Below are 19,780 nucleotides of genomic sequence, written 5' to 3'. Positions count from 1 at the left end.
CGAGCGCACCCGAGCGCACCCGAGCGCACCCGAGCGCACCCGAGCGCACCCGAGCGCACCCGGTCCAGCAGGACCAGCAGGTCGGTCGGCCCCGGCCCGGGGGAGCGAGCGGTGGGCCCCGAACTCATCACCGCCAGCTCCCGGCGCAGGGCGTCGAGGGGAATCCTGGCCGGCCGAGCGAATGGCGTCGAGACTTTGCCGCACCCGGACGTCGTCTCCCGGAGTTCGGGAACCCCGGTCGAGCACAGGCATCCCAGCGGCCCCGAGGTCGCGCGCGCCCTGGTCGAAAACGGTGTGGATGTTCTCGAGATATCGCCGGTGGAGCGAAGTCTCGAGGAAGTGTTCTTCGAGATGGCCATTGTCCCCAGCCTGTGAAGAAACCTGTGGATAAGGAATGACAAGAATGAACGAGACACTCGACCGCATGCGTGCGGAACTGCTCAGACCGCGCAAGTGGCCTGCGGTCTGGGTGGCACCGGAGTCTGGCTCTTCCTCGTCCGGCTCGCCGACCAGGGCCCGATCGGCTTCCCGAGTGTCAAGCCACCCCTCACCACCCTGTGCGGCCTGGCCGCCCTGATCTCAGCCCCCTGGCTGTGGTCGAGGAGGCCCCGAGCCCGGGCGGCGCTGACCGCCACGGTCGTCAAGCTCAGGGGGCGCCGCGCCAGCGGTACTCGATCTCCGGGCGCCCGGCCCCGCCGTAGCGTGAACCCCGTTGAGCCAGGCCGGTTTCCACCAGATACTCGAGGTATCTCCGGACCCCGACGCGGGACATGCCCACGGCTTCCGCCGCTCCCATGGCCGTGAGCGCGCCGTCGCTCGAGCGCAGGGTGCCGATCACGCGTTCCAGGGAGTCGGTGCTCATGCCCTTCGGGAGTTGCTGCTCCGAGGATCCGCCGCGCAGGTCGCCCAGCATGCGATCCACCTCGCGCTGGTCGATCTCGTCGCCCGCGACCGAGGTGACCTGGGCGCGGAAGTCGGCGTAGCTGGTCAGGCGGTCGCGCAGGGTGGCGAAGGTGAAGGGTTTCAGCAGGTACTGGGCCACGCCGTTCGCCACGGCGCCGCGCACGACGGCCAGGTCGCGGGCCGAGGTGACGGCGATGACGTCGGCCTCCACGCCCCGGGCGCGCATGATCCGGTGGACCTCAAGGCCGTGCAGGTCGGGCAGATTCATGTCCAGGAGCACGAGATCGACGCTTTGATGGGTGACCTCGTGCAGGGCCGCGGCGCCGGTGCGGGCCACGCCGACGACGGAGAACCGGGGCAGGCGGCGCACGTACTCGGCGTGGGCGCGGGCGGCGAGTTCGTCGTCCTCCACCACCAGGGTGCGGATCGGGGCGGCACTCATGTCAGGGGCAGCCTTACCTCGAAAACTGTTTCACTGAGCGCATCGTCGCGGTACAGCGAGATCGTCCCGGCGTTCCGTTCGACCGCCTGGCGCACCAGGGCGAGTCCGAGGCCACGCCCGGTCTTGACCTCGGTGCCGTTCAGGCCGAACCGGGCGCCGGCCTCGGCCACCGGCTTCGTCGACCAGCCGCGCTCGAAGATCCGTTCCGGGTCGGCCACCGGTGGCCCGGAGTTGGAAACCCGCAGCCGCAGTTCGGAGGTGCCCACGTCGTCCTCAATTCTGGATGAATGGTGGACGTTCGCGGACACCGCGACCCGACGCTCACCGGCCGGGGTGGTCGGGTCGGAAAGGGTTGCCTCGAAAGCATTGTCGATCAGATTGCCGAGAACGGTGAGAAGGTCGCGGGAAGGCAGGACGCCGTCGGGCACCTCCAGATCGGTGGGGAACTCCAGCCGGATGCCGCGTTCGGTGGCCTCGGCCGCCTTACCCAGCAGGAGGGCGGCCACCACGGGTTCCTGGGCCTGCCCGATCACCCGGTCGGTGAGTTCCTGCACGTCGGCCAGCTCGGAGGTGGCGAACTCGAGGGCCCGGTCGGTCTCGCCCAGCTCGATCATGGTGATGACCGAGTGCAGGCGGTTGGCCGACTCGTGGGCCTGTGAGCGCAGTGACTCGGTCAGGCTCCGGGTCTGGCTGAGTTCGTCGGCCAGGGCCACCAGGTCGGTGTGGTCGCGAAGGGTGACGACGCTGCCGAGGATGCGGCCGTTCCACCGGGCGGGGGACTGGCTGACCACGAGCACGCCCTCGCGGGTCAGCTGAAGATCGTCGACCTGGGTGTCGCCGCGGCTCATCGTCTCGATCAGGCTCTCGGGCAGGGGGAGGTCGGCCGGACGCCGGCCGATCGCGGTCTGGTCGAGGTGGAGCAGGCGCATGGCCTCGTCGTTCATGAGCTGGAGATGCCCGGCGGTGTCGACGATGAGCAGGCCCTCGCGCACGGCGTGCAGCACACCCTCGTAGAACTCGAACATCTGCCGCAGTTCGGCCTGGCCCATGCCCAGGGTCTGCTGTTTGAGCCGCCAGCCGAGACCGTAGGCGGCGCCGGCCCCGGCGATCAGCACCAGGCCGCCCACGATGAACAGCGGGGGCAGCTGTTGCTGGGTCAGCTCGCCGACGTTGTCGATCGTGACGCCGACCGCGACCAGGGCGATCACCTGGCCGCCGGGGTTCTTGATCGGTGCCACCGCACGCACCGAGGGACCGAGGGTGCCGGTGTAGGTCTCGGTGAAGGCCTGCCCGGCACGGGCCTGCTCGGTGTGGCCGAGGAAGGGCTTGCCGATCAGCTGCGGGTTGGTGTGGGTGTAGCGGATGCCGGAGGGCGTCATCACCGTGATGAAGTCGGTGTTCGTGGCCTGCCGGAGCCGCTCGGTGTAGGGCTGGAGCCCGGCGGACGGATCGTCGCTGTTCAGCGCGGTCATCACGCTCGGGGTGGTGGCGATGGTGCGGGCCAGGGCCAGCATCTCGTGGGCGGTGGCGTCACGTACGCGATCGCGGGTCTGGACGTAGGCGGCCACCACCGTGGTGCCGGCCAGCAGCACCACGGCAGCCACGACAAGGCCGAAAGCCTGCCGGGCCACACTCCAGTGCCGGGGGTCCATGGGCACAGTCTGCCGATCCCGGCCGGTTACTCAATGAACGAAAGCGCGACCAGCGCCGGATGGGCGGGCAACCTGCCGTTAGTGGCGTAGTTCACAGATGCGCCGGCGCACGACACCTCATTCGACGACGCAGGAGGCGGCCATGTCCGACACCCATGCACCCACCGCGCAGCAACCACCGCCCGTCAAGCGCGACCGCACGCACTTCCTCTACATCGCCGTGATCGCGGCCGTGGTGGCCGGTGCGATCGTCGGCCTGGTGTTCCCGGACTTCGGCAAGGAACTCAAGCCGCTGGGCACCGGCTTCGTGGCGCTGATCAAGATGATGATCTCGCCGATCATCTTCTGCACGATCGTTCTGGGCGTCGGCTCGATCCGGGAGGCGGCCAAGGTCGGCAAGGTCGGTGGCCTGACCCTCGCCTACTTCCTGACCATGTCGACCATCGCCCTGCTCGTCGGCCTGGTCGTCGGTAACTTCCTGCACCCGGGTTCCGGCCTCGACCTGAGCGGTCTGGAGGGTTCCGGCGCCGCGGCGGCCGGGGACAGCGCCGGTGAGACCACCACTGACTTCATCCTGGGCATCATCCCGACCACGATCGTCTCGGCCCTGACCGAGGGCGAGGTGCTGCAGACCCTGCTCGTGGCCCTGCTGGTCGGCTTCGCGGTGCAGCAGCTGGGCTCGGCGGGTCAGTCGGTGCTCAACGCGGTCAGCGTGGTGCAGAAGCTGGTCTTCCGGATCCTCAGCATGATCATGTGGCTGGCCCCCATCGGTGCGTTCGGTGCCATTGCCGCGGTGGTCGGCGCGACCGGTACCGATGCCCTGGTCAGCCTGGCCCGCATCATGATCGCCTTCTACATCACCTGCGCGATCTTCGTGTTCGGATTCCTCGGCACCCTGCTGCGGGTCACCACCGGTATCAACATCTTCTCGCTGCTCAAGTACCTGGGCCGGGAGTTCCTGCTGATCGTCTCCACCTCGTCGTCCGAGTCGGCCCTGCCGCGGCTCATCGCCAAGATGGAGCACCTGGGCGTCTCGAAGCCGGTCGTCGGCATCACCGTTCCCACCGGTTACTCGTTCAACCTCGACGGCACGGCCATCTACCTGACCATGGCCTCGCTGTTCATCGCCGAGGCGCTGGGTGACCCGCTGAGCATCGGTGAGCAGTTCGCCCTGCTGGGCTTCATGATCATCGCCTCGAAGGGCGCTGCGGGCGTCACCGGCGCCGGCATCGCGACGCTCGCCGGTGGCCTTCAGTCGCACCGCCCCGACCTGGTCGACGGGGTCGGGCTCATCGTGGGCATCGACCGGTTCATGTCCGAGGCCCGCGCCGTCACCAACTTCGCCGGTAACGCCGTGGCCACGGTCATCATCGGTCACTGGGTCGGTGAGTTCGACAAGGAGACCGCGCTGCGCACCTTCCGCGGCGAAAATCCTTTCAACGAGCAGTCTCTCGTGGACGACCACGGCACCCCGTCGGTTCACGGTGACGAAAATGCTTCTACCGTGGATGTTTCGGCCAAGGGCGGGCCTGACCGGGTCGCCGTCTGAGGTCTTCGGTATCGAGGGTCCGGGGAGTCAAACCTCCCCGGCCCCTCCTCTTTGGGTACTCGTGGGGCACATGGGCCAAACGGTCCAGTTGAGCCCGGGGTGAAGGGCTGCTCTTTGGTTTGCGGTAGAGCGTCCAGCTTGTCTGGTTCGTACCGTGCTGAGTATGGGACGCCAATTCAACTCGCCGCCAGGCTGGCCGACCCCACCCGACGGCTGGGTTCCGCCGCGACGGTGGCAGCCGGATCCGCAGTGGCCCACCCCGCCGTTCGGGTGGCAGTACTTCGTCGACGACCACATGAGGGACGAGCATCACGGCTCGAGTGGGTCCGGCCGGGGTGCGTCCGGTGCGGACGAGGTGGCACCGGCTCGGGTCCCACGGGGGTGGGCCCGATCCGACCTGGACGCCTCGGTCGGGCTCGACGTCCCGGTCGACCCCTCGAGGTGGGCCGAGCGCTCGGAGTGGCTACGCGAGGTCCAGACGTCGGGTTTCTCGCAGGACGGCTACCTGCCTGAGCAGGACCTGGGCTCGCTGACCTGGGCCGCCTCGTCCTCTGTGACCTCGGGCCCCAGTGACCCGTCGGACTGGCTGGACCGCTTCTACGGTTTTCCCGGCCAGGACACGCCGCACCTCGACCTGGACCCGGCCGACCGCTCGTTCCACCGCGGTCCCGCCCACGTAGCCGACGCCCCGGGCCGCTTCCGCGAGCCCGCCATGGGTGCGCACTGCTCCCCGAGGCTGCCCTGGTACACCAGGAAGGCCCTGATGGTGCCTGTGGTCGTGCTGATCGGGCTGGGTGGCCTCGGGCTGGGGCGCGGTGTGCTGGAGGCCGTGAACCCGCTGAACGAGCAGGTGACGCTGGCCGACCCACCGCTGCTGACCGGCCAGAAGGGCCCGCACGGCCTGGTGAGCATGTCCGACGACACCTGGACCACCTCCAAGACCGGCGAGGGCAAGCTCAAGGCGGGGGTGAGCGCGACGACCGCACCCCGCGCGACCCGGACCGATCAGAAGCCCGGGAAGAAGGCCACGACCAAGAACTCTCCTTCGGCCGCCGCCACGTCACAGAAGCCCCGGGCGAGCCGGGGCGACCGGACGCCTTCCTCCGGCACCGGCCTGACCCACCGCCCCGACTGGACGAGCAGCGGACGAGGCGACGAGGACGAGTCGAGGCCGGACCAGACCGACCGGGAATGCGACCCGAACTACGCCCGCGCCTGCGTACCCATCGCCATGGATGTGGACTGCAAGGGCAGTGGCGGCGACGGCCCGGCCTTCCTGAGCCGGCGGGCGCGCGTGGTGGGTGAGGACATCTACCACCTGGACTCGAACGGGGACGGCTGGGCGTGCTGAGCTGCGGCCACGGAGGGTGACGAATGGGATGGATCAGGTGGTCGCGCGGCCAGGCCGTTAACCGATTTCGTACTTCAGCCGAAGAACCGCTAAGGTAGACATCGCTCCCCAGGGAGCAAGCGCCCGTAGCTCAACGGATAGAGCATCTGACTACGGATCAGAAGGTTAGGGGTTCGAATCCCTTCGGGCGCACTCGTTGAGACAGCGACGGAACCGGCCCTGATCTGCGGAAACGCATTGATCGGGGCCGGTTCCGTTTGGCGGTGACCTGCCGCGGAACCGTACCGAGTCACATTTAACTCACATAGTTCAGCTGACCATCGCTCCGTAGCGCCTGCTCCCCGCATCACTCGCTGTGACGCAGCGAGCGGCCCTCGCGAAGATTGGGCCGAAGATGCTGACGCGGGCAAGACCGGCTGATCACGCCGTGGGCGATGGCATCGGCATGGCACCATGTGTTGGTGGACCTGATGGACGCTGCCCGTGTCTTGGCCGGAGCCGTTCTTACAGGAGCCATGGAGGGCACAGGCAGCCAAGCTGTAGAGGCTGCTAGAGAATGGCTCCGCGGCGCTCTAGGTAGGAACCGAGCCGCCACCTCTGTGCTTGACCGCGCCGAGAGCGGACGGAGCCGCAGTTCAGATCTAGAGTCTCTCGCCCAGCAGATCCGAGAAATGGCTGAGGCGGACGCCAAGTTTCGGCGGCAGTTGGAACGCCGCGTTGGAGATCTCTACGTGGACAGCAGCGTCTCTATCGACGGCGACGGTAACCAGGTCCACATCAACGTGAACGTGGCCGACCGCAACAGCCAGGAGGCTCCGGAGCCTGACCGCATGGAGGACGAGGGAAAGCCCTACTGGCCAGACTTCTGGGAGGCCGTTGGTTGGTGTGCCAGCCTGTTCCATTGGATTGATCCACGCTCGGCCAGCGCACGCCACCTCGCTGTGCTGAAAACGCGCTGGACGGCATCAAGTGCGTACCTTCCGCGCTTTCTAGCAGTGCTCAGGCTAGTCGTGTCTACGCTGTTCCTGTTACTGGGCTTAGTGCTGATAACGGTGTTTTCGATCGTGGCCGTGCCATGGAGGATCGCTTACCGGCGCATGACCGGAGGAGCCGTAGCAGGCGCTGTTGCGATCACTTGCATCGTCGCGGCTCTTGGGTATTCATTTATGAGGGACCTGCCTCTGGTGTCCGCTACGGATGCTGCTGCGGCCCCCAGGAACCACGTGATGACTCAGGACTGTCAAATTCGCCGGCTGGCTTCCGGCGCAGGATCACAAGAAACGCTCTCTGTCGGGCCCGGCAGCCGGGGATTTGATCTTCAAATTATTACGAACCGTGGAACCTTGACGCTCCGTCCAGCATTCGGTGAGATGACTTGCGCGGCCTTTACCATGAAGGAACTGGTGGCCATCGGATTCTATGATGGCCGGCGCTGTGATCGACTCAGTTATGGCATACTTGAGTGTTTTGGCAGCGAGCCATTAAATAAAGAAATAGGCTTCCGTATTTCTTCAACGTCTCAAGCTATCAATCCCGTCTATGATTCGCGAGAAGGAAACGTCAGCTTGCTGATTGACTCGGACGACCGAGTGACGGGGCTCCTGTCCATGTCGCTCTCAGACGAAGCAAGCGTCAGCTCCGCAGGAATGAATCGCTACTCATATTTCGGCCAGATTATGGAAGGACTGAACGTGCTGAGCAAAATATCGGACGCAGGAACCAGCCGAGAGTACTTCTGGTCGGAGTCCTACGCTAAAGCGCCTCTGAAGATCAAGAGCGTCTCTGTCTTGGAGTGGCCAGGTGCTTTACCTCCAGTGGCGAGTCGCTCGTCACTGGAGGATATCGGCTGACTCTACTGCTTAACGAAGGTAATGCCGTACCCGTCCATCTCCAGGCGGTGAACTGTTTCCTCTATCTTCGAAGACGTATCGAGTTGGCGCCACCAATCCAGGGCCGCCTCAATAGGTTCTGGCAGGCTTGCGTTCACGAAACGCTCGGTAGGGCGCCAATGGACACTACGGACTTGATTTCCTAAAAACTGATAATCCAGCGGATGCCGGTGAAGTACATGTCCCGTGAATGTCGCCTCGACCGTGTCCAGTGAGCTCGGGACTCGTGTTTTGGAATTTAGAGCAAGCATCATATCTTCCGCTTCCCACGTTAGAAGGATACGGCTCGCCATCATCGTCGCAGGAAGTTGCCCGAGCCTCGCGATAGCCCGTGCGGCGTCCTCGCCTCGGTAGAAGGGTCTCGTCGAAACATAGCCTGCGTAGGGTTGATCCATATCCTCCATAAACATGTGGAGCGTTGGAGGAGGAACAACACCGGTAGGGACGACAATCGTGCTTAAAGTCTTCAGTGTCGCCGAGCGCAATTGTGCCACAATCGGGTGCTCTTCTTCTTGGACAGGAAAATTGGTCACTTTGCCTCCCTCAGGCGGTCACAAAAAGCTTCACGATTCCCGCCCCAGTCGACACGATCCCCAGGATTGCGCCGATTGAGGCCAACCCTGTCTTCGCATCCGTCCAAAGTCCTTTGTTGAGCTTGCCCCAAAGAGCTGGAACAAAAGCCATCTTAAGTTTTTGCCATCGATGCTGGCGTAGATGGCATCCCATAAGCATGCCGTAGGCGTTGTTCCGGCACATCTGCGATCCGCGTGTCGGTGCTCCGCACCATAGAGGGGCCTGAAACATGAAATACAGGGTCACGACAGCCGACAGAGCTATCAAAATTCCAGGACCCACAGATTGGCTCCAGAGAATAGCCAACACAATTGCCGCACCAAATCCCCAGTACTTCAGTAGCATCGCGACCCCCTAAGTGCGCCATGGCGCATCGTGACGACTTGAGTACTTTACGTGGCGTCTCATGCTTTGGCCAGAGTCTGCAAAGGCTCCAGCACCGCTGGGATGAGATGGCTTCCGAGGCGCCTGATACCAGAACGCGCATCCCCATGACAGCAACCCATCTGAGGGCGAGATCGTTCAGTCGACCCCTCCAGACTTGCTGACGTCCGTCTCCTTGCCTTCGTTGATCGCGCCCAGGGCTCCGGCTGCCTTCGGGCTTGCCTGGTGCCGGCCGAAGCACGTGTCCTGAGTGATGCTGATCCGCTTGTGGCCGAGCTGGTCGGCGATCTCGCGGACGGTCAGGCCGCCGTCATCGAGTAGCGTCGCCGTCGTCTTTCGGAAGGTGTGCGTGGTGACCCAGTCGAAGCTGAGCTTGTCCAGGGCTTCCCGCACGTCCGCGTTGGTGTTGGAGCGGTCGCGGATCTTGCCGTACTGGGACGGGAAGATCAGGCTCCAGTCGTTTTCGACCGGCTCGTGAGCCTTGAGCACGGCGACCAGCCACGCGGGCAGGTGAAGCTGACGCCAGCCGCTGTGCGTCTTCGGCTTGGGCTGCAGCACCAGGCCGACGCCCCGGACCCGGACGACGGTTGACCGGACCTCGACCGTCGCCGCCTTGAGATCGAGGGCCGATTCGGTGATGGTGACTGCTTCACCGACGCGCAGGCCGGTTCCGAGCATGAAGTCGACCAGCGTTGGGATGTCCCGGCCCACGGCCTTATCGTCCGCCAGCAGAGCGGCCCGGATCTTGCGAACCTCATCAAGGCGCACCGAGACTCACCCATAATCATGGAGGCCAATGTGATCCACAATAAAGCGATTACGCGAACTGTCAATCGCGAAATAGATCCGCCCGCATTTGTCGGGAGATTTAAAATCATCGACCTTTACATGCGGCACCGCCGAGTAAGTGTTCCCGTCTAATTCAATCGTCGGTGGCGTCAGAGACGAATCAAATAGCGAGATCTCAATCTGGGCACGTGAAGCGGCCGCATCTTCCAGACGTTGTCCCAAGTTTCCTTCGGACGTGCTGTACAGCTGAGCGAGCTGCTCCAGCTTCTCGATGAAGCCCAGCATTCGGCGAGCATCTGGATAAGGATTTCCAGGGAATGACTTCTTGGCTCTCGGAGTCAAAATAAAATGAGGAGCTTCGAGAGATTCAATGCGCTTTGCGGCCAATGCCCATGTCATCTTAGTCTGGGCGGCTCTTTCGCGCCCGACGCCGGAGATCTTCTCAACATGAAGAAGGAGTTCCGCCACATAGTCGGGAAACGGCTCAACCGAGTTCTTCATACCCAGAACCTCAGCGTAGCTGCCCGGCCTCGCCGTTAAGTAAGGCTCAATGAAGGCGCTCGGATCACGAACTTCATTAGCCCAAACCAAAAGGCCATCAGGTGGTGAACCTCTAAGTTGACGAACCACTAGGCGTTTTGCTGCGTCAGGCGACAGACGTATATCTAACTTGACCCCGTGCAAGCCAGCCGCAATGCGAAGCAGACGCTGCCAATCCCCGGGAACTACCGAAGCTGTTCCGCCCCCCATGAGCGCAACAACCGTCTTCCAAGGACGTTGGCTAGCCTCGGGTTCTGGCGTCACGGAGCTATGTGCTTCCATAATCAAATCTACAAACATCAGTTGCAAATCGGAAAAGTTAGCAGTCCATTGAGCGCTGAATCTGGAAATAATAGTACTACCCATGCGCAGTCCGTTTTCCAGCGCAAGAATGCTGCCCACGCCGAAGGATGGGCTTTCCTCTGCACCATAAGCGACCGCTAGACCCAACCTGCGTGCTCTCTCGTGGCGAAAGGAAGTTGGATCGATTGATAGAGCCTCAAGTTCTTCGGATGTTGGATCCGCCAAGGGCATCACAAATGTGGGCTGGCACAAAAGCATGGAGTTAGTCTCTTCGACGAACGAGTCTGCGGAGTAGACTCCCTCCAAGCCTCTGGCGTCAACCGGCAGCAACAACTTACCTTGGCTAGGAACCATCAATTTAGTCTTCGCAACGTACCCGCGAGGGAAGTCCGCCGGCCTCTGAGCCAATCCAGTAGGCGTCGGTCTTATGAGTTCCCGTATTTGCTCGAACGTCTGCATCGATAGGTTCAGTCCTCGAACAGATATCCGACGGGAATGGAAATGCGACGCAACTCGTCGATCGGCATGCGGTCAATAGCTTGATGAAGCTTTTGCCGAAGATCTTCCCTTGGCCTAAGGTGGCCAGTTTCGTCCGAGGTGACGGTGGAAGCGATCCTCAGCAGCGTCTGAATCGAGTCTGGCACCGCAGACTTATCCCGAGAATTGTTGTTCCTTCGAGGCAGATTCTTGCTTGCGGGAAGTGGGGAGGTTCTCGGCCTCTGATAGATGTCGATCTCATCTTTGAGATCTGAGGCCTTAACCCATTCTTTGAGATGCAAAGCCACATTTTGACGCAGAAGACCGTACCATTTCTCCATGTAGTCCGGTGCGTCTTTAAGTACGAAAATAAAATATTTTGCTGGTTTGTCTCCATCCAGAGCCGCTAGCAATAATTTGTGTAGTTGAGGGACGTCAACCAAGGATTCCGCGAAATCGCGCATCCAACGGATCTGCTGGCCAATCTCAACAGGCAAGATTACTACGAAATCCTGTGGGGCATCGGCATGTCGCTTCCTGACGCTTGAGATACGCTCTGGCTCTAATGGAGCGGGCGAATCAGGGATCACTGCGACTTTCCCTGCGGTCCGATCGTATAGCCTTAAAAGGCCCGGTGACCAATCGACTACCGCACGCCATAGGTCGCTTCGAATTCCCAGATCGGAATCTGCCTGCGGCGGAGAGTAATCTTCGGGCAAGGATACCGAAACATCGCCCACTCGGGCATAATCAATGATGATCAAAGATTCTGATTTGGCGTGCTCCAAAAAATCCCGAAACCTCTTGAATCCGAGATTCTTTGCCTTGAATCCACCATAGGTCAGTGAGCGAATTCTGAGGTGGACCTCACTCGCGGTGGGCGATTGCCCGCCACTCTCGACGCGCAACTGAGCAACGGCCTGAACAAGGACCTCGAGAGCCGTTTCGAGGGGGTCCTTCTCGGCGGCGGAGCCGGACTGAGGTTCGTTCACTGCTGTCATGTGCTACTCCACGGTTAATGAGGCCGGGGTCCACCAGCTGGTGGACCCCGGCCTTCTGCCGGTGGAAGTAGCGCCAGCACCAGTCCATGCACGGCCATGCTTCCCCGCAGGGGCCAGAGACCTAATTCGAGTCACCTACTGAGCTTGAGTGACTCCAGGCCGTCATGGCTGACCGTGCACGTACACTCGGTTCACTTGGATATACCAAGAGGACCGAGCCTTAGCACTCTCCACCCACATAGTCGGCCAGCTGGACTCGAAAATCAACTCGAACCCACCGGTTGCCATGTGACGGCGGTCACATAATTTGGTCTGGTTTTGCTGCGGTTCGTCCTAGTAGCGGCGGTGCTGGCGCAGTCCAACCTGCCCGCGATCGAGTATGGGGCTCTCAGGATGAAGCCATCTTGGGCGATCTTGCCTGGAGGCGCCCTACCTGGGACATCTCTGGACGCAAGGTCACCGGTCTGATTCGGATGGAAGCGAAGCATCTCTTGCGCGCTTCTAACGTCCTCAACGAAGCGGCCCCGGTTAATTTTGGCAGACATCTGCTCGGGTCAGGTCCTCGGCTCACCTTCCGGTACCGCACCCTGACTCCCAATCAACCCCGCGGTCCCAGCGTGGTCCAGGTCTGCACTCCGTGCAGGCGCGTGCGGACTGAGCGGGCGGGGCGGGGTTGATTGCGAGCCTCCCAGGGCGCGGTGCTTACCTCCCACGGCGGAGCCAGCAAGAACAGCTGGCCCCACCGAGGCCCACCACGGGAGGTCAAGGACATGACACGGCGCCACGGCACCAAGCGCTTCTGGTTCCCCGTGCTCCTGCTGCGAGATGCCCTCGGGCGGTTCGCGCGAGTCCACTGGCCACTGGCACCGAAGCGCCCCAAGCCTCGGATCCGACGCCCACCCTGCCGGTGTTCATCCAGCTCGAACTGGACCTGGCGTAACAGCCGGTCAGCCTCGCAGAGAGCCAGCGCTCAGCGTTTACTCACATGATTCAATGCCAGGCAACGCACAACGACGCGAGACGTCAGCAGGTCCAAACCGCCCCTGACCAGGGCAACGGCAGCCAACCGTCACCATCCGATGTCACCAACAACCCCGGATTTAGATCAGAAGGTTAGGGGTTCGAATCTCTTCGGGCGCACTCGTTGAGACAGCGACGAGAACGGCCCTGATCTGCGGAAACGCATTGATCGGGGCCGCTTTCGTTGGGCGTCTTGGATGGGTCCCTGTCTGGTTGATGCATCGGGTCTCTGGGCGGCGGACGATGAGGCCATGCGCGCTACGCACAGGGCGTCTCTCGCAGTGGCCATGCTGGCGGCGGTCAGCGGTTGCGGCGCCGCGGGGCCTGTCGCTCATGAGGCTCTGTGGCGGGCTAGCCGAACGAGGATCGGACCGGACAGATTGTCTGGAGCCGGCTCGACGAGTTCGTCCTCGTGTTCACCGAGCCCGGCCGGGCCGACTGGATGCCCTGGGCTTTCGGGTATGAACGAGAGTTGTTCCAGGGGGCCTGATCTGGCAGCCTCGTGACCATGCGTTCTGGCCTGGCGATCTTCGATCTTGATGGCTCGCTGGTTGATCGGGATACTGGATTCAGTTCTTGGGTAGACGGATTCGTTGTGAAGCGCGGTCTCGGGGCTGCCGCCAGGCGGGATATTGCAAGGCTGGATCGGCGAATTCGTGAACGTGGGCGCTTCTTCGCGGAGCTGGTGGCGGTTCTGCATCTGGACGACGATCCGGACGGACTCTGGGCTGAGTACCGATCGGCGATGCCGGGCCTCACACCGGGGTTTCCTGGCGTGGTGGAGGGGTTGCAGACTCTGAAGGCGGAGGGTTGGGGGCTCGCGGTCCTGAGCAATGGGCAGGCCGACAACCAGCTCGGGAAGCTCCGGGAGGCAGGCATTCTTGAGCTGTTCGACCTGTGCCGAATCTCTGGTGACACCGGCCTGCGGAAGCCAGACCCGGCGTCCTTCATCGATCTCCTGACCGCCGCGGAGGTCAGTGCGGGGCCGGAGGTGTGGATGGTCGGGGACGATCCGCGGCTGGACATTCGTGGTGCTGCGGAGGTGGGGGTCTCCACCCTGTGGATCTCGCATGGGCGCGACTGGCCGGCCGATCTGCCCGGGCCCACCGTGACGGCGGGCGATCCGGCCGAGGCGCTGCAGAGGCTCAGGCGCTGAGTGTGTCCATGGCGCGGTCTAGTAGGACCTCGCGGGACACGGCGGCGTCGCACCGGCGCCAGGTGTCGAGGGCGGCGTTCCAGCACTCCACGGCCGAGGCGACGAGAACACGGGGGCGGGGGTCCTGGTCGGCCGGCACGTCTCCGGTCAGGCGGGTGGCGACGACGGGGCGCAGCAGTTTTTCCCACTCGTGCTGCTTCTCGCGGCGTCGCGCGCGCATCGTCGGGTTGGCCTCGAGCATTCTCTCGAAGTCCAGGGCCTTCTGCGGGGCGTCGGCGTTGATCTGGAGGAGCACGTCGAACGAACGGCGCAGGGAGTGCCATGGCGTTTCGGTGGTGGGGCGGGCGACGAAAGCCTCGACCAGCTGGGGGCCGAGGTCTTCGATCCAGGTGAGCACCACGTCTTCCTTGGTACCGAAGTAGCGGAAGAACGTGGTGCGGGACAGGCCGGCCTCGGCGGCGATCTGCTCGACCGTGGTGTTGGTGCAACCCTGCTCGGCGAACAGGCGGGTGGCGATGGTGCTGACCTCGTCGCGCATGGCCAGCCGGGTCCGGTCTCTCAGGGAGCGCTTTTCCGACGTCTCACTCACCTGCATCAGCTTACCCGGTGCCAGTCTGGTACTCAGTATCACTTCGGGTTAGAGTCCCTCACGTACCGACGTGCCGATGAGGTCGCGTGCCGAGAAGCCAGAGCAAGGAAGAGACCGTGACGTCGGAACCCGTGAAGCTGTTCACCCCGGTGACCCTGGGCGCGCTGGAACTGCGTAACCGCCTGGTGATGGCACCCCTGACGCGCACCCGTACGCAGGCCGACGGGGTACCGACCGACCTGCACGTCGAGTACTACCGCCAGCGCGCGTCCCTGGGCCTGATCGTCACCGAGGGAACCTTCCCGATCGTGGAGGGGCGCACCTGGCTCGGGCAGCCCGGCATCGAGACCGCCGAGCAGATCGCGGGCTGGCGCCGGGTGGCCGACGCCGTGCATGCGGACGGCGGCTCCATCGTCATGCAGATTATGCACGGTGGGCGCATCTCGCACCCCACGATCACCGGGACCGGCCGCACGGTCGCGCCCAGCGCGGTGGCCGCGCCGGGCGAGATCCGGATCACCGGCGGGGCCAAGGCCGATCTGCCGGTGCCGACCGCCCTGACCCGGGACGAGATCCAGGGCGTCGTCGACGCGTTCGTCACCGCGGCCCGCAACGCCGTCGAGGCGGGCCTGGACGGCGTCGAGATCCACAGCGCCAACGGCTATCTCGTGCACCAGTTCCTCGGTGCGGCATCGAACCTCCGCACCGACGAGTACGGCGGCTCCCCGGCGAACCGCGCCCGGCTGGCCATCGAGATCCTCACCGCGGTCGCGGCTGCCGTCGGCGCCGAGCGCACCGGTCTGCGCATCTCCCCGGAGCACAACATCCAGGGTGTCGTGGAGAGCGACCCCGAAGACCTCTCCGCCACCTACACCGCCCTGGCCGAGGGTCTGGCGCCGCTGGGCCTCGCCTTCGTCGACATCCTGCACATCGACCCGGCCGGGACGCTCGTGCAGCAGTTCCGCAAGACGGTGCAGACGCCGGTCATCGTCAACACCGGGTTCTCGGCCAACACCACCCGCCAGGAAGCGATCTCCCACATCGAGGAAGGGCTCGCCGAGGCCGTCGCCGTCGGCCGCGCCGTGATCGCCAACCCCGACCTGGCCGCCCGCTGGAGCCAGGACGCCGGGGAGAACGCCCCGGACCCGAGCACCTTCTACACCCCCGGCGCGCACGGCTACACCGACTACCCCACCCTCGCCCAGAGCTGATCCACCGTAGAGGAACCACCATGAAAGCCGCTGTGTACTACGAGAACGGGGGCCCCGAGGTCCTGCGTTACGAGGACGTCCCCGACCCCGTACCGGCCCCCGACGGCGTGCTGCTGCGCGTCGAGGCCGTGGGCGTGCAGGGCGGTGACCTGCTGCACCGGCAGCTGAGCCCGCTGCCGGCCACCCCGCACGTCGGGGGCTACCAGGCCGCGGGCACCGTCATCGCCGTCGGCCCGGAGGTGACCACCGTGAAAGAAGGCCAGAAGGCCGTCGCCATGGTCAATTCCGGCTCCCACGCCGAGCTGGTCGCGACGTCGGCGGGCAATGTCTTCGTCGTGCCCGACGACATGGACCCGAAGGTCGCCTCGGCCATCCCGGTCGAGTTCGCCACCGCCGACGACTGCCTCTTCGGCGTCGGCCGGCTGCAGGCCGGGGAGACTGTGCTGATCCAGGCCGCCGGTGGCGGCGTGGGCCTGGCCGCCGTGCAGCTGGCCAAGGCGGCCGGGGCCACGGTCATCGGGACGGCGGGCAGCGACGACAAGCTGGCGCGCCTGAAGGAGTACGGCCTCGATCACGGCATCAACTACCGTACGGACGACGTGGTCGCGAAGATCAGGAGCCTCACCGACGGTCGCGGTGTCGACCTGGTGCTGGACCCGGTCGGCGGCCGCACCCTCGAGACCAGCGTCGCCTCCCTGGCCTTCCGCGGTCGGATCAGCTGGATCGGCAACGTCGCCCGCGACCCCGAACGCCCCCGGCTGGACGGCCTGATGGCCAAGAACGCCACGCTCAACGGTGTTTTCCTGGGCGGGGCCAGGCCGTTCGAGCCCGAGCGGGTGCGTGGCGTGATCGAGCGCCTGATCACCCGGATCGCCGCGGGTGAGCTGAAAGTCGTTCTGGATCGCTCGTTCGCGCTGTCCGAGGCAGCTGAGGCCCACCGCTACATCGAGAGCCGGGCTTCCTTCGGCCGCGTGACCCTCGTTCCTTAAGGCGCCGTCTTCTCGTTCGTGATCATGCAGTCCCCCAACCTTCGGCCGGGAGGTGCCCCCACTTCCCGGGGAAGGATTGCATGATCACGAACGAAGAATGGGGCGGGTCAGAAGGCCACGAAGATGCCGAGAATGACGAGAAAGAGCCCGGCCACCGCCGGAACGCGCCCGGCGGCCCCAGCCCCTTGGGCCACGGCGCCCAGCAGCAGGAACACCACTCCACCCCCGATGGCGAGCAGACCGAGCGATCTTCGCGTCATCCTGAGGAGCTTAACCATCGGCCGGCGCGCCCCCACCCGGGGCGAACGGCGAAACTCTCCGCCGAACGATCAGTTCCAGACCGGCGTGAACCGAATATCTTTCTCGCACGTACTCATTCCGAGGCCGGAACGGGTGGATGGGCCGGGCTTGACCCGAATTCCAGTTGCGCTTAAGACGGCCGCCCCTAGCGTGCTTGCCCGTCAGACCCCATCCGAAGAGAAGGGCCAAGCATGCTCACCCTGAGAGCAAAGGCCGGAGTCCTGGTGGTCAGTGGTGTCGCCGCCACGGCGCTCGCCGCGGGCATCACGACCGCTGTGGTGTCACCCGCCCAGGCCACACCCGCGGGCAAGCACCGGCCCCGGCCGGTGGCCAGCGCCACGGCAGTGGCCACCACTGCGACCACCACCGCGGCCCAGGACCTGGACTCGGCGGCGAAGAAGGAGATCGCGATGCAGCTGGTCTCCAGCGCCGAGAACTCCTCGCTGGACTGGAAGGCGCAGTACGGGTACATCGAGGACATCGACGACGGCCGCGGCTACACCGGCGGGATCATCGGGTTCACCTCGGGCACGCACGACATGCTCGAGCTGGTCGAGCAGTACACCGCCGACCACCCGGGCAACGGCCTGGCGAAGTACCTGCCGGCGCTGCGCTCGGTGGACGGTACCGACTCGCACACCGGTCTCGGTAATGCCTTCGTCGCGGCCTGGAAGGCGGAGGCCAAGGTCGTGGCCTTCCAGGAGGCCCAGAACAGTGAGCGCGACCGGGTCTACTTCGACCCGGCCGTGGCGCAGGCCAAGAAGGACGGCCTGCGGGCGCTCGGCCAGTTCGCCTACTACGACGCCATGGTCATGCACGGCCCGGGTGACGACTCGGTGAGCTTCGGCGGCATCCGGGCCACCGCGCTGAAGAAGGCCAAGACCCCGGCCGCGGGCGGTGACGAGACCGCTTATCTCAATGCGTTTCTCGATGCCCGCAAAGCCGCGATGCTGACGGAGGAGGCGCACTCCGAGACCGGCCGCGTCGACACCATGCAGCGCAAGTTCCTGAACGAGGGCAACCTGGACCTCGACCCGCCGCTGCGGTGGACCGTGTACAAGGGCGATCCGACCTACGAGATCCTCTGAGTCATCGGCCCACTACTGGCAGTCCTCGCCTAGATTCGGGCGTATGCCCGAATTTAGGCGGGGCCCCAGTTGGGCTTAAGGCACGGTCCAAGAGCATGTCGCCATGCAGAAAACCTCCACCCCGGGCGGTGGCCGGAGGATTCCCTCCTGGCGCCTCGCGGTCCTGAGCCTCAGCGCTGTGGTTCTGGCCATTGCCGGCACCACCGTTGCGCTCCAGTCGGCCAATGCCGAGCAGCCCACCGCTGCGGCCACAACGACCGAAACGACCGCAAAGAGCACGACGAGCTCGTCCGCCACCGCTGAGGCGGCGGCCGAGAAGACGACCGCAACCAAGGCGACCACCGCCGCCGCGACCACCACCGCGGCCAAGGCGACCACGTCGTCCTCTGCTGAGACCACGGTGACCACCGCGGCGACCACGTGCACGCGCACGGCGTCGGCAACCGCGAAGACCCGGATCAGCAACATCAAGCTGCCGAACAAGGTGAAGGGTTACGGCGGCGAGGGTGACACCGAGGTGCTGCCGATGGCCATCGCCTCGGCGCCCAACGGCCGCTCCTGGCTGGCCTGGGTCAGCACGAACGACCGGGTCTACCTGCAGCAGCTGAGTTGCGCCGACAAGCTCATCGGCAAGGCCACCAGCTTCGCGGGCATCGACCTGCAGGATGTCTCGGCCGACGCCAAGGGTGGCGTGCTGCTGATCACCAAGAAGGGCAGCTGCGGCACCGGCCCGCTCTGCGGCGGCGAGTCCAGCCCCTGTAACACCATCCACATGATCCGGTTCAACACCAGCGGCAAGCAGGTCTGGGACCAGCAGGTCACGAACCTGACCAGCGCGCGCAAGGGTTACACCAGCGGCGCCCGCTTCGCCTGGTGGTACCAGCACCACGGCCGCCTGGCCTACGACGGCACGAACTACGCCGCCTACTTCGGCACCGCGATCACCGTGAAGAACGGCAGCTGCGTCGACATCCACGAGGGCGACCGCATGCAGGTGGTCAACAGCGCCGGCAACATTGTCAAGAGCAAGAGTGTGGACGTCGGTTGCAGCCATGCGTGGACCTCACGGATCATCTACGACCCGACGAAGAAGAAGTTCGTGATGGTCTGTGCCACGGACAACGACTGCCGCATAGCCCAGCCGAATCCGTATCGAACAGTCGCGGCGAGCAAGTGTGACGGCACGCTGTTCGGCGGCGACCTGGTGCTGGCCGGCACGGGGTACTGGACGGCCTGGAGCCAGGGCAACGCGGTCAAGATCTCCCGCTTCACCACCGGTGCGGCCAACAAGACCGTGAAACCCGGCGTCGCGACCCAGCACCCGCACCTGGTGCGGTACAGCAAGAGCAAGATGCTGCTGACCTGGGGCTCCGGCGCCAAGACCAAGGCCAAGGTTCTCAGCCGCTCGACCGGTGCCACCATCGGCTCGACGCTGACGATCAACGTGAAGGACCACAACTACATGTCCTTCAAGGAGTTCAAGGACGGCAGCGCGGCCTACGCGGCTGCCGGTGCCACCACGAACTACATCAAGATCGCCCGGGTCATGCCGATCTCCTGATCGTCCGGCCACA

At 64.6% G+C, this 19,780-nt stretch carries 18 protein-coding genes and 1 tRNA gene; 10 read left to right on the top strand and 9 right to left on the bottom strand.

All coding sequences use genetic code 11. The annotated features are described in order from the left end of the window. The first annotated feature begins 111 nt into the window (after nt 1-111). On the top strand, nt 112-375 hold the full coding sequence (locus LR393_RS29670; protein ID WP_231488334.1) for a hypothetical protein: 264 nt from the start codon (nt 112-114) through the stop codon (nt 373-375). Nucleotides 376-646: 271 nt separating this feature from the next. Here the strand turns inward: LR393_RS29670 and LR393_RS29665 are convergent, their stop codons facing one another. Continuing rightward, nucleotides 647-1,345: a response regulator gene (locus tag LR393_RS29665; protein ID WP_231488332.1), complete on the bottom strand. Its 699-nt coding sequence runs from the start codon at nt 1,343-1,345 to the stop codon at nt 647-649. Further along, entirely contained in the window at nt 1,342-2,997 is a 1,656-nt protein-coding gene (locus LR393_RS29660; protein ID WP_231488330.1) for a sensor histidine kinase, read from the bottom strand. The genes LR393_RS29665 and LR393_RS29660 overlap by 4 nt, the downstream gene beginning before the upstream one ends. 142 nt (nt 2,998-3,139) lie before the next feature. On the opposite strand from LR393_RS29660, the gene LR393_RS29655 reads away from it, so the two are divergent. The 4 genes from LR393_RS29655 (at nt 3,140) to LR393_RS29640 (ending at nt 7,747) form a co-directional block, all read left to right on the top strand. Next, on the top strand, nt 3,140-4,546 hold the full coding sequence (locus LR393_RS29655) for a cation:dicarboxylate symporter family transporter (RefSeq protein WP_231488328.1): 1,407 nt from the start codon (nt 3,140-3,142) through the stop codon (nt 4,544-4,546). 163 nt (nt 4,547-4,709) lie between these two features. Beyond that, complete coding sequence (locus LR393_RS29650; protein WP_231488326.1) at nt 4,710-5,897, top strand: hypothetical protein; 1,188 nt, start codon at nt 4,710-4,712, stop codon at nt 5,895-5,897. A gap of 119 nt (nt 5,898-6,016) precedes the next feature. Continuing rightward, nucleotides 6,017-6,089, top strand: a tRNA-Arg gene (locus LR393_RS29645). A 539-nt stretch (nt 6,090-6,628) separates the two neighbouring features. Then, complete coding sequence (locus LR393_RS29640; protein WP_231488324.1) at nt 6,629-7,747, top strand: hypothetical protein; 1,119 nt, start codon at nt 6,629-6,631, stop codon at nt 7,745-7,747. A gap of 2 nt (nt 7,748-7,749) precedes the next feature. On the opposite strand, the gene LR393_RS29635 is transcribed toward LR393_RS29640, so the two are convergent. The 5 genes from LR393_RS29635 to LR393_RS29615 all read right to left on the bottom strand — a co-directional run bounded on the left by LR393_RS29635 (nt 7,750) and on the right by LR393_RS29615 (nt 11,853). Continuing rightward, nucleotides 7,750-8,319: a hypothetical protein gene (locus tag LR393_RS29635; protein WP_231488322.1), complete on the bottom strand. Its 570-nt coding sequence runs from the start codon at nt 8,317-8,319 to the stop codon at nt 7,750-7,752. A gap of 10 nt (nt 8,320-8,329) precedes the next feature. Then, nucleotides 8,330-8,704: a hypothetical protein gene (locus LR393_RS29630; protein ID WP_231488320.1), complete on the bottom strand. Its 375-nt coding sequence runs from the start codon at nt 8,702-8,704 to the stop codon at nt 8,330-8,332. Nucleotides 8,705-8,881: 177 nt separating this feature from the next. Further along, a complete protein-coding gene (locus tag LR393_RS29625) occupies nt 8,882-9,511 on the bottom strand; it encodes a tyrosine-type recombinase/integrase (RefSeq protein ID WP_231488318.1) in 630 nt (209 codons plus the stop codon). A 6-nt stretch (nt 9,512-9,517) separates the two neighbouring features. Next, nucleotides 9,518-10,474 carry a hypothetical protein gene (locus LR393_RS29620; protein WP_231488317.1) on the bottom strand — a complete coding sequence of 319 codons (957 nt, stop codon included), beginning with the start codon at nt 10,472-10,474 and terminating at the stop codon, nt 9,518-9,520. Nucleotides 10,475-10,842: 368 nt separating this feature from the next. Then, nucleotides 10,843-11,853, bottom strand: a complete 1,011-nt coding sequence (locus tag LR393_RS29615) for a UPF0158 family protein (protein ID WP_231488315.1) — start codon at nt 11,851-11,853, stop codon at nt 10,843-10,845. Between the two features lie 1,528 nt (nt 11,854-13,381). Between LR393_RS29615 and LR393_RS29610 the strand changes: the two genes are divergently transcribed. Beyond that, entirely contained in the window at nt 13,382-14,029 is a 648-nt protein-coding gene (locus tag LR393_RS29610; protein WP_231488313.1) for an HAD family hydrolase, read from the top strand. Here the strand turns inward: LR393_RS29610 and LR393_RS29605 are convergent. Next, nucleotides 14,019-14,618: a TetR/AcrR family transcriptional regulator gene (locus LR393_RS29605; RefSeq protein ID WP_231488312.1), complete on the bottom strand. Its 600-nt coding sequence runs from the start codon at nt 14,616-14,618 to the stop codon at nt 14,019-14,021. The two genes, LR393_RS29610 and LR393_RS29605, sit on opposite strands and share 11 nt — an antisense overlap. Nucleotides 14,619-14,749: 131 nt before the next feature. Between LR393_RS29605 and LR393_RS29600 the strand changes: the two genes are divergently transcribed. Both LR393_RS29600 and LR393_RS29595 read left to right on the top strand, forming a co-directional pair. After that, a complete protein-coding gene (locus LR393_RS29600; RefSeq protein WP_345718700.1) occupies nt 14,750-15,829 on the top strand; it encodes an alkene reductase in 1,080 nt (359 codons plus the stop codon). A gap of 20 nt (nt 15,830-15,849) precedes the next feature. Further along, the gene (locus LR393_RS29595; protein ID WP_231488310.1) at nt 15,850-16,818 is read left to right on the top strand and encodes a quinone oxidoreductase family protein; all 969 of its coding nucleotides are present in this window, start codon (nt 15,850-15,852) and stop codon (nt 16,816-16,818) included. 107 nt (nt 16,819-16,925) lie between these two features. Here the strand turns inward: LR393_RS29595 and LR393_RS29590 are convergent, their stop codons facing one another. Next, nucleotides 16,926-17,078 carry a hypothetical protein gene (locus LR393_RS29590; protein ID WP_231488309.1) on the bottom strand — a complete coding sequence of 51 codons (153 nt, stop codon included), beginning with the start codon at nt 17,076-17,078 and terminating at the stop codon, nt 16,926-16,928. A gap of 231 nt (nt 17,079-17,309) precedes the next feature. On the opposite strand from LR393_RS29590, the gene LR393_RS29585 reads away from it, so the two are divergent. Further along, nucleotides 17,310-18,206, top strand: a complete 897-nt coding sequence (locus LR393_RS29585; RefSeq protein ID WP_269328077.1) for a chitosanase — start codon at nt 17,310-17,312, stop codon at nt 18,204-18,206. Nucleotides 18,207-18,309: 103 nt separating this feature from the next. Next, on the top strand, nt 18,310-19,767 hold the full coding sequence (locus tag LR393_RS29580; protein ID WP_231488308.1) for a hypothetical protein: 1,458 nt from the start codon (nt 18,310-18,312) through the stop codon (nt 19,765-19,767). Nucleotides 19,768-19,780 lie beyond the last annotated feature (13 nt).

It is taken from the genome of Kineosporia mesophila (assembly GCF_021129235.1).
Classification (GTDB): domain Bacteria; phylum Actinomycetota; class Actinomycetes; order Actinomycetales; family Kineosporiaceae; genus Kineosporia; species Kineosporia mesophila.
The sequence above is the reverse complement of the archived record's forward strand: the minus strand, read 5'-3'. Positions and strand labels throughout refer to the sequence as shown.